Raw genomic sequence first — 15,361 nt, forward strand, 5'->3', positions numbered from 1 at the left:
GATAAAACAGATATATGAAGATTCTCTTGCGGTAGCGTGAGGATTGTTGATCCGTGATAGAGAATCATGCGGTTTACCTCGGTGATAATTGCACGCACTGCATTCTTTAATTACCGACGTTATGTAAAAATGGTTATATAAAAATAATTTTTATGATTAAATGACATTAATTGATGGAAATATGCGCCGGATGATTAAGGCGTAATCATGAGCCAGTCAATAAAACGGAACGTCGTCAGAACGTCGTGCGCACACTTCAATTGGGAATGGGATAAATTATGAAACTACAACAGCTTCGTTATATTGTTGAAGTTGTTAATCACAACCTAAATGTGTCTTCTACCGCAGAAGGGTTGTACACCTCTCAGCCAGGGATCAGTAAACAGGTCCGCATGCTGGAGGATGAGTTGGGCATTCAGATTTTTGCCCGTAGTGGAAAACACCTGACACAGGTGACCCCCGCTGGACAGGAAGTCATCCGCATTGCACGCGAAGTGTTGTCGAAAGTCGATGCCATCAAAGCGGTTGCCGGAGAGCATACCTATCCCGATAAAGGGTCACTGTACGTCGCGACTACCCACACGCAGGCCCGCTACGCGCTGCCAAGTGTTATCAAAGGTTTTATCGATCGCTACCCTCGCGTGTCGCTGCACATGCATCAGGGCTCACCGACGCAGATTGCCGAGGCCGTTGCGAAAGGATCGGCGGATTTTGCTATTGCGACAGAAGCGCTGCATCTGTACGACGATCTGATCATGTTGCCGTGTTACCACTGGAATCGCGCTGTAGTAGTAAAACCTGATCACCCGCTGGCATCCAAAACAGACATCACTATTGAAGAACTGGCTGCCTATCCTATCGTTACCTATACCTTTGGCTTTACGGGGCGTTCTGAACTGGATACCGCGTTCAACCGGGCTGGCCTCACGCCGCGCATCGTCTTTACTGCTACAGATGCTGATGTGATTAAAACCTACGTGCGTTTAGGGCTGGGCGTGGGGGTAATTGCCAATATGGCGGTCGATCCGCAGACGGAAACCGATCTGGTGACCATCAACGCGAACAGCATCTTCAGCTATAGCACCACGAAAATCGGCTTCCGTCGCAGTACGTTCCTGCGTAGCTACATGTACGATTTCATCCAGCGTTTTGCTCCGCATTTAACGCGTGATGTCGTCGATTCTGCCGTGGCGCTGCGCTCGAATGATGAAATTGAAGCGATGTTCAAAGATGTGACGCTGCCAGTGAAGTAAGCGTCATTCAGGACGGGTCAATCAAAAAGCCAGACAATGTCTGGCTTATCATCAAACTCTTTACTAAGAACCCCTCATCAGATTAGGCATCGACTTTTTCGCCGAACTCACATAAATCTTCAATCAGGCAGGAGCCACAGCGCGGTTTGCGAGCAATACAGGTGTAACGGCCATGCAGGATTAACCAGTGGTGGCAGTCGACTTTAAATTCTGCCGGAACGACTTTCAGCAGTTTTTCCTCTACCTGTTCGACATTTTTACCAGGCGCGAATTTTGTACGGTTACTGACGCGAAAGATATGCGTATCAACAGCAATCGTCGGCCAGCCAAACGCGGTATTCAAAACAACGTTTGCCGTTTTTCGTCCTACGCCGGGCAACGCTTCTAATGCCGCGCGATCTTCAGGAACCTGTCCCTGATGCTTTTCCAGCAATAGGCGGCAGGTCTTGATAACATTTTCCGCTTTGCTGTTAAACAGGCCGATCGTCTTGATATAGCCTTTAACGCCGTCCACACCGAGTTTAAGCAGGGCTTCGGGGGTGTTGGCAACAGGATAGAGCTTTGCGGTTGCCTTGTTCACGCTGACGTCGGTTGCCTGTGCGGAAAGCAGTACGGCGATGAGCAGTTCAAATGGCGTGCTGAAAGTTAACTCAGTCGTCGGATGGGGATTGTTGTCGCGTAAACGCGTTAAGATCTCAACCCGTTTGGCTTTGTTCACAGCGATTCTCCTATGGCATTGGTTGCCGGAGCCGCTTTTTCCTCGGTGGCAACGGCACGTGCTCGACGCTGTTTCATTTTCTCATCGATCAAATATTTCACGGCAAGCAGCAACCCCAGACCGATAAAGGCACCCGGTGGCAACATCGCCAGCAGGAAAGGGGAATCGAGGTGAACAACCTCAATGCGGAGGACTTTAGCCCAACTGCCCAACAACAGATCAGCGCCGTCGAACAGCGTGCCGTTACCCAGAATTTCACGCAAAGAGCCGAGAACCACCAATGCGCTGGTTGCTCCTAGTCCCATTGCCAGTCCGTCAATGGCGGAAGGGAAGACGGCATTTTTAGACGCGAAGGCTTCTGCGCGACCGATAACAATGCAGTTCGTCACGATCAGCGGAATAAAAATCCCCAGCGATTGATATAAACCGTAGGCATACGCGTTGATCAGCATCTGTACAGCGCTGACGACGGAAGCAATAATCATGACGTAAATCGGAATACGGATTTCTGCTGGCACCCAGCGGCGCAGCGCAGAGACAGCTATATTCGTACAGGTGAGAACCAGTGTGGTTGCCAGCCCTAATCCCAGCGCGTTAGTTGCCGTTGATGACACTGCCAACAGGGGGCACAGACCCAACAATTGAACCAATGCCGAGTTGTTCTTCCATAACCCGTCAATGAAAAGCGTTTTGGTTTGACTCATTGGTTCTCTCCACAGGCGGACAGCGTGTTGATTTGCGACGGCAGGGTTTGCAGATAAAGCGCACTGCGTTTTACGCTGTTAATAACGGCACGTGGCGTTATGGTGGCTCCGGTAAACTGATCAAACATCCCGCCTTCTTTCTTCACCGCCCAACGGGCGTCATGTTCGCCTTGTACCATCAGCCCATTGAACCGTGTGATCCAGTCAGAAATTCGCAATTCGATTTTATCACCCAGCCCCGGCGTTTCATGGTGCTCCGTCACGCGAACGCCGAGTACCGTGCCATGAAAATCAGCGCCAACCAGCAGTTTAATGGCACCAGAATAACCATCTGGCGCGGTACTTTCCAGTGCAGCGGCTACCGGCTCACCATTCTGACGAGCGATGAAGACGCGGTGCGGTGCTGACGATCCCAATGCTGGATTGGTGACAACGTAACACTCTTTCTGGATGTCACTGTTATACAGCTCGGCGGGAACGACCTGATCTAACAACATCTTTTGCTGCAACATCGCCTGATGGGAGATCGTCGGCTCCGTCAGTATATTCACCACGGCAGTGACTGCGGTAGTGGAAGCAGCAAACAGAGCCAGTGTCGTCGCGTGGCGGCGCATTGTCGTTATCATGGACGTCTCCTCAGCGATGGTGGCCGTAAGCGCGTGGCTTAGTGTAATAGTCGATCAGCGGTACGGTGATGTTCGCCAGTAGTACGGCAAAGGCTACGCCGTCTGGGTAACCACCGTAAGTGCGAATCAGCCACACCAGCAACCCGATCAGCGCTCCGAAAATCAGACGGCCGCGGTTCGTGGTTGATGCAGTAACGGGATCGGTGGCGATGAAAAATGCACCGAGCATGGTGGCACCGGACAGCAGATGTAACATCGGTGGGGCAAATTTCTCCGGCGCTATGAGCCAACTTAATGACGCACAGAACAGCAGTGATAGCAGAAAACTGACCGGAATATGCCAGCGAATTGTGCCGCGCAGCAGCAAGAACAGCCCGCCGATGAGAAAACCGATATTAATCCACTGCCAGCCAATACCAGACAGCGATTGCGCAAATATCGGCTGTTGCAGAATGACTTGTGGTGTTTGACCGGAACGTAAGCTGGTTTTAAACGTATCCAGCGGGGTGGCCTGACTCACGCCATCAACGTTATGCATCAACTGTTGCATGATGTGCCCGTCAGGCGTGTGTCCGGTAAAGATGATGATGAGCGTATCATGGAAACTGAGCGGAATGGTTTGCAGCGGCGCAGGTGGTAGCCAGCTTGTCATCTGGACTGGGAAAGAGATCAGTAACACCACATAGCCAATCATCGCTGGGTTAAAGGGGTTTTGCCCCAGACCGCCATACAGCTGTTTGGCGATAATGATAGCGAAGACGGTAGCCATAACTACCATCCACCACGGCGCTAACGGCGGAAGGCTGATACCCAGCAGCACGGCGGTTAATAATGCGGAATTATCAGCCAGTGTAGTGCGTACTGCGAATCTTCTCAGTGACAGTGTCACGCCTTCCGCAATAAGCGCAGTGGCAGAAGCCAGCCCGACCTGAATCAGGTTGCCGTAGCCAAAGAAATAGGCCTGTGCCAGCATTCCCGGCAGGCAGGCCAAAATAACCAACAGCATGATGCGCTGTGTGCGCTGTTGATTATGTGTGAACGGTGAACTCGCAATTCTAAAAGCCATTTATTCCTCTTGATGTGACGATGCCTGCGCGGCTTTACGGGCTTTAACACGAGCAATAGCGGCAGCAACGGCTGCCTTACGCGGATCTACTGGCTCTTGCGCTTCAACGGCCGCGATCGGTTCTGCTGTTGTCTCGGAAACGATAGGAGCGGCGGCTTCTACATCTGTCGCAGACTGCTGTGCGGCTTTACGGGCTTTAACGCGCGCGATAGCGGCGGCAACGGCAGCTTTACGCGGGTCAAGCTCGTCTGGCATAACATTAGCCGCAGGTGTTTCCTGCTGCGCCCGTTCTTCACGTACTAATGCTTTACGTGCGGCACGTGCCGCAATAGCCGCACTGTTATCCGGCTGTGCATCGGGGATTACGGTAACGGGTGTACCGATCCCGGCTTCTGTAGTTTGTTTACGGCGTACGCGTTCCAAGGCTGCCTGAACGGCGTCTTTATCAGTGGTGGATACGCCAGCGGTAGCCTGTTTATGGCGCAATTCTCGTGCGGCTTTTTCCCGCTCCAGACGAGCCTGTTTGGCATCAAAACGCACTTTGGCCTGCGCGGCACGCTGTGCGTCTTCGTCGATGGCCCGAATTTCGGCCTTTTCCTGACGATAGTACTGCACCAGCGGAATATTGCTGGGGCAGACGTAAGCGCAAGCACCACATTCAATACAATCGAACAGATGATGATTACGGGCTTTTTCGTGTTCCTGTCCGCGACTGAACCAGTAAAGCTGCTGCGGTAAGAGACCTGCCGGACAGGCATCGGCACATTTGCTACAGCGAATACAGGATTGCTCTTCGGCAACTGGCTCCATTTCCGAATGTGACGGCGCGAGCAGGCAGTTGCTGATTTTAACGATAGGGACATCCAGCGACGGGAGAGTAAAGCCCATCAACGGGCCACCCATCACCACCATCGGCTGTTTAGTAATATGGAAGCCACCCTGTTTAAGCAGGTGGCGTACTGGCGTCCCGAGTCGCGCCCACACGTTACCGGGCTGGCGCAAGGCTTCACCGGTCAGTGTCACTACGCGCTCAGTGAGCGGTTCACCGTCGATCACGGCGCGTTTGATGGCGTAGGCCGTGCCGACGTTCTGCATGAGCACGCCAATCGCGGCGGAGTGTTTACCGAACGGGACTTCTTTGCCAGTCAAAATCTTGGTGAGCTGCTTGGCACCGCCTGACGGATACTTGGTAGGGATGACTCGCAGCTGCATGTCGCTGCGTTTACCCAACGCCAGCCGCAGGGCACTGATGGCTTCCGGCTTGTTATCTTCGATTCCGATCAGGATACGTTTTGGCTGCAACAGGAACGAAAGAATCTCGACACCCTGAATAATCTCATCGGCACATTCCTGCATAAGCCGATCGTCGGCGGTAATGTAGGGTTCGCATTCTGCGCCGTTGATAATCAGGGTTTCAATCCCGCGCATCCCGCCTTGTAATTTGGCGGCAGTAGGGAAGCCTGCGCCACCCAAACCCGCAATGCCCGCCTGATGCAGATGGGCAAGCAGGGTATCGACGCTCTGCGCACGATAATCTCTATAAGTCTGGCGCTCGCACCAGCGGTCTTCGCCGTCTGGCACAATAATGATACTAAGTTCGGACAGGCCAGAAGGGTGCGCCGTCGTGTGCTGGCGAATTGCGTTCACCGTTCCCGATGTCGGTGCATGAACGGGTAATGTACGTCCTTTTCCCCGCGTCAACGGTTGACCGCGCAGTACTTTATCGCCGACGCTGACACAGATTTCACCTTCCGGCCCAAGATGCTGTTTGAGTGGAATAATGAACTGCTCTGGCAGCGAGATCTGGCGCAGTGGCGTCTGGCTGGACTGCGTCTTCATTTCCGGCGGATGAATGCCTCCGTCGAAATCCCAGATCCTGTCTTTTCTAAAGGCGGAAAACAGCTTAAGCATGTCGTTCTACTTGAATAACGCGTACTGGAATCGTATCGAGATCCCATTTCCAGTTAGCGGGAGTCGGAGCGATGGGCCGTAATTCGATACAGTCCGTGGGGCAAGGGGAGACGCAGAGATCGCAACCGGTGCATAAATCGCTGACGACGGTGTGTACCGCTTTGGTACTGCCGATGATGGCATCAACCGGGCATGCCTGAATGCACTTGGTGCAGCCGATGCAGTTGCTTTCATCGATCCAGGCAACATGGCGCGCAGGGGCTTGAATATCAGCATCGCCTTCCAACGGTTGCGGGTCGACGTTGAGCTTTTCAGCCAGCTTCAACATCATCGCTTCGCCGCCGGGTCCGCATTTATTAATGCTTTCACCATTTAGCGCGACGGCTTCGGCGTAAGGCCGACAGCCAGGGTAACCGCACTGGCCACACTGGCTCTGCGGCAGCATGGCTTCCACTTCTTCCACGATCGGATCGTTTTCGACTTCAAAACGACGAGCGGCGTAGCCGAGCACCAGACCAAATGCCAGCGCAAGTGCGCTTAATGCCGCAATGGCGATCCAGATAGCGGTCATCAGAATTTCACCAATCCGGTAAAGCCCATAAATGCCAGTGACATCAGGCCTGCGGTGATCAGTGCGATAGAAGAGCCACGGAACGGTGCAGGGATGTCCGACACGGCGAGCCGTTCACGGATGGCGGCAAAAAGAACCATTACTAGCGAGAAGCCTGCGGCACCGCCGAAACCATAAATCGTCGATTGCAGAAAACCGTGCGACAGGTTGATGTTGAGCAAGACAACGCCAAGCACGGCACAGTTGGTGGTGATCAGCGGCAGGAAAATCCCGAGCAGGCGATACAGCTCTGGGCTAACTTTGCGCACGAACATCTCGGAGAACTGCACCACAACGGCGAGCACCAGAATAAAAGCCATGGTGCGCAAATAGAGAATATCGAGCGGGACAAGAATAAATTCGTTGATCAGCCAGGAAAACATGGAACCCAGCGTCATGACAAACGTGGTCGCCATGCCCATGCCAATCGCCGTCTCTAGCTTTTTGGACACGCCCATAAAGGGGCACAGCCCAAGAAACTTCACTAAGACGAAATTATTTACCAGAAGGATGCTAACAAAGAGCAATGCGTATTCGGTCATTACGGTGCCTACAAAACAAAACCGGACTATTATCAGGTATTGTTGGGGTTTCGACAACATACCCAAAGTAGGGTTATCGCTGTCCTCTTCAAGAAGCGGAAGATCAGGTTCTCTGAATAAGAGAAATGCCGGACTATCAAACAGCAACACGTGGTGCATTCTAAGCCATAGCCCGGAAGGGAATTATTGCATAATTATTCTTTTTTCGCAGATAACACTCTATCGCTACAGAACATAACGCCAGACGGATTTTGGCACGCAGCCGATATCGAATAAGCGCCCTCCGGATGCTAGTTCAGCTCGCCGATGATCGGCTGCACGATACATGTTAATGATTTCCTGATTATCTGTCAGAGAGTAATTGAGGTGATCAAAGAGTTTTTCCAGACTTTCTGTTGAGCTGACTTTCCTGAATTTGAGCAAATAGTCATGAACGGTCATGGTGAATTGGTCTAATAGTTATGTGGTTGAGATGACTAAGTATATTCAAGCAAGAAAGCCTGTCTAGAGGGGGATGTAATAAAGTATGCTTATTTTCAATAACAAACGACTGGAAATAAAAAATAAAGGATTGACAGAAAAATAAGACGGCATTGGAGGGTAGGAACGATGAATGCCTATAAAGGGGCAGATTGTCTACGGATGAAAGAACCATAGACAATCTGTCTCGACGCGTGGAACTAGCGGCTACAAAGTTTGTAGTACACCTCGTTCCAGCGCAGTGCATCTTTGAATTCGTGGAGTCGGGTTTCGTTGTCGATCACCAGTAGTTCAATGTTCTGCATCTCTGCATAGAGCCGCATGTGGTCGAGATCCAATGCCTGACTAAAGACCGTATGGTGCGCACCGCCCGCCAGAATCCAGGCTTCGGCCGCCACTTCCAGCGACGGTTGCGCTTTCCAGATGGCACGAGCAACCGGCAATTTTGGCAATGGATGCGGCTGCTCAATGGTATCGACCAGATTAACCAACATTCTGAAACGGTCACCCATGTCGATCACGCTGGCGTTGAGAGACGGTCCGGCTGGCGTGGAGAAAATCAAACGGGCAGGGTCGGCTTTTCCGCCAATGCCAAGGTGTTGTGCATCCAGAATCGGTTTCTGCTCTTTCGCAATGGTAGGGCAGACTTCCAGCATATGAGAACCGACGACCAGATCGTTACCATTCTGGAAGTTATAGGTGTAGTCCTCCATGAAGGACGTTCCGCCCGACAATCCGCCGGCCATCACTTTCATGATGCGCAGCAGCGCAGCCGTTTTCCAGTCGCCTTCACCGCCGAAACCGTAGCCTTGCTGCATCAGACGCTGAACCGCCAGACCCGGTAGTTGTTTCAAGCCGTACAGGTTTTCAAAATCGGTGGTGAAGGCGTGATAGCCGCCTTGTTCCAGAAAGCGTTTCATCCCGAGTTCGATCTGAGCGGCATCCAGCAGGTTTTGCCGGTTAGCCCCGTTGAGTTTCACTGCGTCCGTCAACTGGTAACTGGTTTCATACTCTTCGATCAGCGCATCAATATCGCCTTTGGAGACGGCATCAACCACGGCGGTTAAATCGCCCAGCCCCCAGGCACTGATGGAGTAACCGAATTGAATCTGTGCGCCGACTTTATCACCTTCGGTAACGGCAACTTCACGCATGTTGTCGCCAAAGCGCGCGACCTTCAACTGCTTGCTTTCCTGAATGGCAGCGGCAACGCGCATCCATTTGCCGATGCGAACATGGGCGTTCTTATCCTGCCAATGGCCGACGACAACCTGATGCGCCTGCCGCATGCGGGCGCCGATAAAGCCAAACTCACGTCCGCCGTGTGCGGTCTGGTTCAGGTTCATGAAATCCATGTCCATGGTGTCCCATGGTACTTCGGCATTGAACTGGGTATGGAATTGCAGCAGTGGTTTACTGAGTACGCTCAGGCCGCCAATCCACATTTTTGCCGGAGAGAAGGTATGCAGCCAGGTTAGCAAGCCGATGCAGTTATCCTGATAGTTGGCATCGCGACACAGTGCCAGAATTTCATCCGGTGTTTTTACCAGCGGCTTTAGCACCAGCTTAACCGGTAGGTTGGCCTGTTGATTCAAACCCGCGACGACTTTTTCTGCGTTCTCTTTTACCTGACGTAACGTTTCTGGCCCATAGAGATGTTGGCTACCGATGACAAACCAGACTTCAAGCTGCTTAAAATGTTCCATGATGACTCCTGTACGTGATCCCCTGAGGGATAAAAATTAGTTTTTTGCCGCAGACGTGGGGCTATAGGCTGGTTCCGCGAGGCGGCACCACTGCTGATAGCGCTCGTAAAGCTGCTGATAACGGGCAACGCGCTGGCTATCTGGCATCAAGGTGCGTTCTATACCGCTGGCCATATGCTGTTGTGCGGTTGGGATATCGCCGTGAACGCCAGCCGCGACGGCGGCAAAGATCGCTGCACCAAGTGCACAGCACTGATCGGACGCGACGATCTGCAAGGGACGATTCATTACGTCGGTACACACTTGCATAATGACCGGTGATTTCCGCGCGATGCCACCCAGTGCCAGCACGTTCTCGACGGGGACACCTTGTTCTTCAAAGCATTCCATAATCGCGCGTGCGCCAAAGGCGGTAGCGGCAATGAAACCGCCAAACAGTGTTGGGGCATCGGTGCCCAAATTAAGATCGGTAATCACGCCTTTTAAACGCTGGTTGGCGAACGGCGTTCTGCGGCCGTTAAACCAGTCCAGCACGATCGGCAGGTGATCCAGCGTGGGGCTGTCCGCCCAGTGACGGGTCAGTCGCTCCAGCAGCTTGGCTTCCATCGCCTGTAGTGACGTTTTGAGTTCCGGATGGTCTTTTGCCGCCTCCTGTAACGACCAGCCCAGCAGCCTGCCAAACCAGGCATACATGTCGCCGAAGGCGGACTGTCCGGCTTCCAGACCGATATAGTTGGGGACGACGCTGCCGTCTACTTGCCCACAAATACCGGCAATGGTGCGGTCGGCAATGCGCTCTTCATCAGCGATCAGAATGTCGCAGGTGGAGGTGCCAATCACTTTGACCAACGTATAAGGCTGTGCGCCCGCGCCGACGGTGCCGACGTGGCAGTCGAACGCACCACCTGCAAGCGTGACCGTCTCAGGGATGCCAAGACGCTGCGCCCACTCTGCGGTAATGGTGCCGACCGGTTGCTCGGCGGTCCAGGTATCGGTAAACAACGGGTACTGCAATGCCTCGGTTAGGCAGGGATCGAGCGCGTGTAGGAAATCTTTCGGTGGGAGTCCACCCCAGCTCGGATGCCAGAGTGATTTATGTCCGGCGCTGCACCGGCCACGACGAATATCGGCTGGCGCTTGTGTGCCAGAAAGCAGGGCTGGCACCCAGTCGCACAGTTCTATCCAGGAAACGGCCGCCTGACGCACCGCTGTATCTTCGCGCGATACATGCAGGATTTTGGCCCAGAACCATTCGGATGAGTAAACACCACCGATATAGCGGGTGTAATCCGGGAACTGACCGCTGCGGCACAGTGCATTAATGGCATCTGCTTCTTCTATTGCCGTGTGATCTTTCCACAGCACGAACATCGCATTGGGGTTGTTGGCAAACTCGGGGCGTAGCGCCAGGATCTGGCCTTGTTCATCAATGGGGGCAGGCGTTGACCCGGTTGAATCCACGCCAATACCGATGATGCTCTGCCGTTGATCGTTAGTCAGGCGAGAAACCACCACTTTAATCGCCTGTTCCAGCGATTCGATATAGTCCAGCGGATGATGTCGGAACTGGTTGTTGGCAGGCTGACAATATTTACCCTCACGCCAGCGGGGGTAGTAGACCACTTCTGTTTCCAGTTCTTTCCCGCTTTGGCAGTCAACGGCTAAGGCGCGTACCGAATCACTGCCGAAGTCGAGGCCAATCGTAATAGCGCCCGCGCTCATGCTTTGCTCCTCATTAATCCCAGATCGTTGGTGTTTACGATAGGCAGGGATAACGAGAGGCGGTTAGGAGCGGTTAGCTGGAAGTATGTATTTTTCTGTCGCGAACAGCCATTTTGTGAAGCGGGTCAAAGGTTAATGATTGGTTAAATTTGCTAAATGTATGCACAAACCTGTCATTGTTCGGGACTGTGATAGCGCTCTATATTCTTACCGATAATAACGGCTAAAACATAAAGCGTCTGAATGCTACTGAGTAAAGGAATCACGCTAAGTCTGTGTTTTTCCTTTATCCAGACCGGAAATACCTTACCAGGAACTCGAATTCGCTTCAGCGTCGCTGGCGAATGAAAAGATAATTACACCGGAGAACATCATGCATAAATTCACTAAGGCGCTGGCAGCAATCGGGTTAGCCGCTGTTATGTCACAATCAGCTATGGCAGAGAACTTAAAGTTGGGGTTTCTGGTTAAGCAACCGGAAGAACCCTGGTTCCAGACCGAATGGAAATTCGCTGATAAGGCAGGCAAAGATCTTGGTTTTGATGTGATAAAAATTGCGGTTCCTGATGGAGAAAAAACCCTGAACGCAATTGATAGCCTGGCGGCCAGCGGAGCCAAAGGGTTTGTTATTTGTACCCCAGACCCGAAATTGGGGCCGGCCATTATTGCAAAAGCACGTAGCTACAACCTGAAAGTGATCGCGGTTGATGACCAGTTCGTGAACGCTAAAGGTCAGCCGATGGACTCGGTGCCGTTGGTGATGATGGCGGCCACCAAAATTGGCGAGCGTCAGGGGCAGGAACTGTATAAAGAGATGAACAAGCGTGGCTGGAAAGTGGATGAAACCGCGGTGATGGCGATTACCGCTGATGAGCTGGACACCGCGCGCCGTCGTACCTCTGGCTCCATGGATGCGCTGAAAGCCGCAGGCTTCCCAGAAAAACAGATCTATCGGGTTCCGACCAAATCCAATGATATCCCCGGTGCGTTTGACGCCGCCAACTCCATGCTGGTTCAGCATCCTGGCGTGAAAAACTGGCTGATTATCGGTATGAATGACAACACCGTACTGGGTGGCGTTCGTGCGACAGAAGGCCAGGGCTTTAAAGCGGCAAACGTCATTGGTATCGGTATCAATGGCGTGGATGCAGTGAGCGAGCTGTCTAAAGGTCAGGCAACCGGCTTCTTTGGTTCACTGCTACCAAGCCCGGATATTCACGGCTACAAGAGTATCCAGATGCTGAATGATTGGGTCACCAAAGGCGTCGAACCAGAGAAATTTACCGAAGTAACCGACGTGGTGCTGATCACTCGAGACAACTTTAAGGTCGAACTGGAGAAAAAAGGCCTGATGTAATCACGCCTGATTTCGTAAAGATGCGGATAACGCCGGTCAGTATGATGCTGGCCGAGGTTATCCGCGCTCTACCTGCATCGTTATGAGGAAACAGACATGGCAGCACAGTCACCCTATTTGTCGTTTCATGGGATCGGTAAAGAATTTCCCGGTGTTAAGGCGCTATCGGATATCAGCTTTTCCTGCCATGCCGGCCAGATCCATGCATTAATGGGGGAAAATGGGGCGGGCAAGTCGACGCTGTTAAAAATCCTGAGCGGCAACTATTCACCGTCAGCGGGCGAAATCCACATTCAGGGCAAGTCTGTGCAGTTTAGTAATACGATGGATGCCCTGAATGCGGGTGTTGCCATTATTTATCAAGAGCTGCATTTGGTGCCAGAAATGACGGTCGCCGAGAACATTTATCTGGGCCAATTGCCGCATAAATACGGCATGGTGAACTATTCGCTGCTGCGCTATGAAGCCAAACTGCAATTACAGCATTTGGGGTTGGATATCGATCCTGATACCCCGCTGAAATACCTGTCTATCGGGCAGTGGCAAATGGTGGAAATCGCCAAGGCGCTGGCGCGTAATGCCAAGATTATTGCTTTTGATGAACCGACCAGCTCGCTGTCTGCCCGTGAAATCGAGCAGCTCTTCCGGGTGATTACTGAATTGCGCAGCGAAGGCCGGATCATTTTGTACGTTTCACACCGGATGGAAGAAATTTTTGCGCTGAGCGATGCCATTACCGTGTTTAAAGATGGTCGCTATGTGCGCACGTTTGACGATATGCAACAGGTGAACCATGAGTCGCTGGTACAGGCGATGGTTGGGCGTAACCTGGGGGATATCTATGGTTATGCGCCGCGTCCGCATGGTGAAGAACGTTTGACGCTGAAAGAGGTAAAAGCGCCGGGCGTGAAATCCACGATTTCCCTGAACGTGAAACAGGGGGAAATTGTCGGGCTATTTGGCCTGGTGGGCGCGGGCCGCAGCGAACTGATGAAAGGGCTGTTTGGGGCGACCAAAATAACCGGCGGTCAGGTGCTGCTGGATGGCAAGCCGCTGGTGGTGAATTCTCCCATCGATGCGATTCGTCAAGGCGTGATGCTTTGCCCAGAGGATCGTAAAGCGGACGGTATTATTCCGGTGCACTCGGTGCGTGACAACATCAATATCAGCGCAAGACGCAAGAGCCTGAAAGCCGGTTTTATTATTAATAATCAGTGGGAAGTGGATAACGCCTCACAGCGTATTGAGGCGCTCAACATCAAAACGCCGTCCGATGAACAGCTGATTATGAATCTTTCCGGCGGAAACCAGCAGAAAGCCATTCTTGGCCGCTGGCTGTCCGAAGAGATGAAGGTCATTTTGCTCGATGAACCCACGCGTGGTATCGACGTCGGCGCGAAGCACGAAATTTATCATGTCATCTATGAACTGGCGAATCAGGGGATCGCGGTGCTGTTTGCCTCCAGCGATTTACCAGAAGTGCTTGGGTTGGCCGACCGGATTATCGTCATGCGCGAAGGTGCGGTGTCCGGCGAACTGCTACATGGCGATGCCACGGAGCAGAAAGTGCTCAGTCTGGCTATGTTACGAACCCCCGATATCGAATCTGCGGTTGCCTGACCGCGAAGGAGCAAAACAATGTCAACGGTTACGTCTGCAACCTCAGAAAAGAAGAAAAACGGTATGGGACTGTCCCGCATTTGGGATAACTACGGCATGCTGGTGGTTTTTGCCGTACTGTTTCTTGGTTGTGCAATTTTTGTCCCAAATTTCGCCTCATTTATCAATATGAAAGGGCTAGGGCTGGCGATTTCCATGTCCGGTATGGTGGCGTGCGGGATGCTGTTCTGTCTGGCTTCCGGTGATTTTGACCTGTCGGTGGCTTCGATTATCGCCTGTGCTGGGGTCGCGACGGCGGTGGTGATTAATATCAGTGAAAGCCTGTGGATCGGCGTCGGTGCCGGTCTGCTGCTGGGTGTGGCTTTCGGTCTGCTTAACGGCTTCGTGATTGCCCGCTTGAAGATCAACGCGCTGATTACAACGTTGGCAACGATGCAGATTGCGCGCGGCCTGGCGTACATCATTTCCGATGGTAAAGCAGTAGGGATTGAAGATGAGCGTTTCTTCGAATTGGGCTATGCCAACTGGCTGGGCTTGCCTGCGCCAATCTGGATCACCATCGGCTGTATGATCCTGTTTGGCCTGTTGCTGAACAAGACCACGTTTGGCCGCAATACACTGGCGATTGGGGGAAATGAGGAAGCGGCGCGTTTGGCCGGGGTGCCGGTTGTGCGTACCAAGATCATCATTTTTGCCTTGTCCGGTCTGGTATCGGCGGCAGCGGGAATCATTCTGGCGTCGCGTATGACCAGCGGCCAGCCGATGACGTCCATCGGGTATGAGCTGATCGTCATTTCTGCCTGTGTGCTGGGTGGTGTATCACTGAAAGGCGGGATCGGTAAAATTTCCTACGTAGTGGCCGGTGTGCTGATTTTAGGTACGGTGGAGAACGCGATGAACCTGCTGAATATCTCACCGTTCGCCCAGTATGTGGTACGCGGCCTGATTCTGCTGGCGGCGGTTATCTTCGACCGCTACAAACAACTGGCGAAGAAAACGGTATAAATGCCTGTGCGGCAGGTGAGTCATCCCGCCGCTTTCTTTCT

Annotated in this window: 14 protein-coding genes; 4 read left to right on the forward strand and 10 right to left on the reverse strand. The window is 52.7% G+C overall.

Translation table 11 applies throughout. The features are described from left to right. Positions 1-278 precede the first annotated feature (278 nt). Positions 279-1,253: an HTH-type transcriptional regulator CysB gene (gene cysB, locus KP22_RS04875; protein WP_005968651.1), complete on the forward strand. Its 975-nt coding sequence runs from the start codon at positions 279-281 to the stop codon at positions 1,251-1,253. An 82-nt stretch (positions 1,254-1,335) separates the two neighbouring features. Here cysB and nth read toward each other — a convergent pair whose 3' ends face one another. The 10 genes from nth to KP22_RS04925 all read right to left on the reverse strand — a co-directional run bounded on the left by nth (position 1,336) and on the right by KP22_RS04925 (position 11,338). Further along, positions 1,336-1,971, reverse strand: a complete 636-nt coding sequence (gene nth / locus KP22_RS04880; protein ID WP_039322755.1) for an endonuclease III — start codon at positions 1,969-1,971, stop codon at positions 1,336-1,338. Next, positions 1,968-2,675 carry an electron transport complex subunit E gene (locus KP22_RS04885; RefSeq protein ID WP_039299940.1) on the reverse strand — a complete coding sequence of 236 codons (708 nt, stop codon included), beginning with the start codon at positions 2,673-2,675 and terminating at the stop codon, positions 1,968-1,970. The genes nth and KP22_RS04885 overlap by 4 nt, the downstream gene beginning before the upstream one ends. Then, positions 2,672-3,301 (reverse strand): electron transport complex subunit RsxG, encoded by a 630-nt coding sequence (rsxG, locus tag KP22_RS04890; RefSeq protein ID WP_039299937.1) that lies wholly within the window; start codon positions 3,299-3,301, stop codon positions 2,672-2,674. The genes KP22_RS04885 and rsxG overlap by 4 nt, the downstream gene beginning before the upstream one ends. A 10-nt stretch (positions 3,302-3,311) precedes the next feature. Next, entirely contained in the window at positions 3,312-4,367 is a 1,056-nt protein-coding gene (gene rsxD, locus KP22_RS04895) for an electron transport complex subunit RsxD (protein ID WP_039322758.1), read from the reverse strand. Then, the gene (gene rsxC / locus KP22_RS04900; RefSeq protein ID WP_039299931.1) at positions 4,368-6,278 is read right to left on the reverse strand and encodes an electron transport complex subunit RsxC; all 1,911 of its coding nucleotides are present in this window, start codon (positions 6,276-6,278) and stop codon (positions 4,368-4,370) included. Beyond that, on the reverse strand, positions 6,271-6,849 hold the full coding sequence (gene rsxB, locus KP22_RS04905) for an electron transport complex subunit RsxB (protein ID WP_039299927.1): 579 nt from the start codon (positions 6,847-6,849) through the stop codon (positions 6,271-6,273). Before rsxB ends, rsxC begins: the two co-directional genes overlap by 8 nt. Next, positions 6,849-7,430: an electron transport complex subunit RsxA gene (gene rsxA, locus KP22_RS04910; protein WP_011093834.1), complete on the reverse strand. Its 582-nt coding sequence runs from the start codon at positions 7,428-7,430 to the stop codon at positions 6,849-6,851. The genes rsxB and rsxA overlap by 1 nt, the downstream gene beginning before the upstream one ends. A gap of 225 nt (positions 7,431-7,655) precedes the next feature. Continuing rightward, positions 7,656-7,871 (reverse strand): transcription modulator YdgT, encoded by a 216-nt coding sequence (ydgT, locus tag KP22_RS04915; protein WP_039299924.1) that lies wholly within the window; start codon positions 7,869-7,871, stop codon positions 7,656-7,658. 239 nt (positions 7,872-8,110) lie between these two features. Next, positions 8,111-9,616 carry an L-arabinose isomerase gene (gene araA / locus KP22_RS04920; RefSeq protein WP_039299921.1) on the reverse strand — a complete coding sequence of 502 codons (1,506 nt, stop codon included), beginning with the start codon at positions 9,614-9,616 and terminating at the stop codon, positions 8,111-8,113. Between the two features lie 36 nt (positions 9,617-9,652). Continuing rightward, positions 9,653-11,338, reverse strand: coding sequence for a ribulokinase (locus KP22_RS04925; protein WP_039299918.1), 1,686 nt, complete (start codon positions 11,336-11,338; stop codon positions 9,653-9,655). Positions 11,339-11,711: 373 nt separating this feature from the next. Between KP22_RS04925 and KP22_RS04930 the strand changes: the two genes are divergently transcribed. The 3 genes from KP22_RS04930 to araH all read left to right on the forward strand — a co-directional run bounded on the left by KP22_RS04930 (position 11,712) and on the right by araH (position 15,320). Beyond that, entirely contained in the window at positions 11,712-12,695 is a 984-nt protein-coding gene (locus tag KP22_RS04930; protein WP_039299914.1) for an arabinose ABC transporter substrate-binding protein, read from the forward strand. 96 nt (positions 12,696-12,791) lie between these two features. Further along, on the forward strand, positions 12,792-14,315 hold the full coding sequence (gene araG / locus KP22_RS04935) for an L-arabinose ABC transporter ATP-binding protein AraG (protein ID WP_039299911.1): 1,524 nt from the start codon (positions 12,792-12,794) through the stop codon (positions 14,313-14,315). Between the two features lie 18 nt (positions 14,316-14,333). Continuing rightward, positions 14,334-15,320, forward strand: a complete 987-nt coding sequence (gene araH / locus KP22_RS04940) for an L-arabinose ABC transporter permease AraH (RefSeq protein WP_039299907.1) — start codon at positions 14,334-14,336, stop codon at positions 15,318-15,320. The last annotated feature ends 41 nt before the right edge of the window (positions 15,321-15,361 follow it).

This window comes from Pectobacterium betavasculorum (assembly GCF_000749845.1).
GTDB classification, from domain to species: domain Bacteria; phylum Pseudomonadota; class Gammaproteobacteria; order Enterobacterales; family Enterobacteriaceae; genus Pectobacterium; species Pectobacterium betavasculorum.

Bases quoted from the DNA above. Each gene is read 5' to 3' on its own strand.
- cysB (WP_005968651.1), top strand. From the start codon at position 279: ATGAAACTACAACAGCTTCGTTATATTGTTGAAGTTGTTAATCACAAC.
- KP22_RS04885 (WP_039299940.1), bottom strand. From the start codon at position 2,675: ATGAGTCAAACCAAAACGCTTTTCATTGACGGGTTATGGAAGAACAAC.
- rsxG (WP_039299937.1), bottom strand. From the start codon at position 3,301: ATGATAACGACAATGCGCCGCCACGCGACGACACTGGCTCTGTTTGCT.
- rsxD (WP_039322758.1), bottom strand. From the start codon at position 4,367: ATGGCTTTTAGAATTGCGAGTTCACCGTTCACACATAATCAACAGCGC.
- rsxC (WP_039299931.1), bottom strand. From the start codon at position 6,278: ATGCTTAAGCTGTTTTCCGCCTTTAGAAAAGACAGGATCTGGGATTTC.
- rsxB (WP_039299927.1), bottom strand. From the start codon at position 6,849: ATGACCGCTATCTGGATCGCCATTGCGGCATTAAGCGCACTTGCGCTG.
- rsxA (WP_011093834.1), bottom strand. From the start codon at position 7,430: ATGACCGAATACGCATTGCTCTTTGTTAGCATCCTTCTGGTAAATAAT.
- ydgT (WP_039299924.1), bottom strand. From the start codon at position 7,871: ATGACCGTTCATGACTATTTGCTCAAATTCAGGAAAGTCAGCTCAACA.
- araA (WP_039299921.1), bottom strand. From the start codon at position 9,616: ATGGAACATTTTAAGCAGCTTGAAGTCTGGTTTGTCATCGGTAGCCAA.
- KP22_RS04925 (WP_039299918.1), bottom strand. From the start codon at position 11,338: ATGAGCGCGGGCGCTATTACGATTGGCCTCGACTTCGGCAGTGATTCG.
- KP22_RS04930 (WP_039299914.1), top strand. From the start codon at position 11,712: ATGCATAAATTCACTAAGGCGCTGGCAGCAATCGGGTTAGCCGCTGTT.
- araG (WP_039299911.1), top strand. From the start codon at position 12,792: ATGGCAGCACAGTCACCCTATTTGTCGTTTCATGGGATCGGTAAAGAA.
- araH (WP_039299907.1), top strand. From the start codon at position 14,334: ATGTCAACGGTTACGTCTGCAACCTCAGAAAAGAAGAAAAACGGTATG.